The 728-nt window shown below is 61.1% G+C and carries 1 pseudogene; it reads left to right on the top strand.

Going from position 1 to position 728, the window contains the following annotated elements:
• Positions 1-728: pseudogene (mtnA, locus tag J5224_RS32530) on the top strand (S-methyl-5-thioribose-1-phosphate isomerase); the annotation flags it as partial.

The raw sequence follows: 728 nt of genomic DNA, 5'->3' as shown, positions 1-728 counted from the left end.
GACCAGCAGGCTTTGCCACAGGAAACGGTGTGGCACCCCAGCCCGGATGTGGCGGCGCTGGTTGAGCATATCCGTACTCTGCGGGTGCGCGGCGCACCACTGATCGGGCTCTCTGCCAGCGTGCTGTTAGCGCTGCTGGCGGAAAATGGCATGCCAGTCACCGCGCTTGAGCAGGCATTGGAAACCCTGCGCGCCGCGCGCCCAACCGCCGTGAATCTGATGAACAATCTGGATCGGATGAAACGGGCTTTGGCACAGTCTCAGCATGTCCCGGCACTGGTGCAGGAAGCGTTGCGTCTGATCGAGGAAGATCGCGCCCTGTGTCAACAGATTGCTCAGCACGGGGCCACATTGGTCAAACCCGGCAGCCGCCTGCGACCCACTGCAATACCGGAGGGTTAGCTACCGCAGGTGTCGGCACCGCCATCGGGGTGATTCACCGCGCACACCGTCAAGGTCATGTGGAACAGGTCTGGGTGGATGAAACGCGGCCCTTGTTACAAGGGGGGCGGCTGACCGCCTGGGAGTTGGGGGAATTAAACATTCCCTATCGTTTGATCTGTGATTCGATGGCTGCCACCCTGATGGCGCAAGGTCTGGTCGATGCCGTGTGGGTCGGGGCCGATCGCATCGCCGCAAACGGTGATATTGCCAACAAAATTGGCACCTACAGCCTGGCGGTACTGGCCCATTATCATGGCATTCCGTTCTATGTCGCCGCGCCGCAC

This window comes from Candidatus Symbiopectobacterium sp. NZEC135 (assembly GCF_025962695.1).
This window is presented reverse-complemented; position numbering and strand designations above follow the sequence as displayed.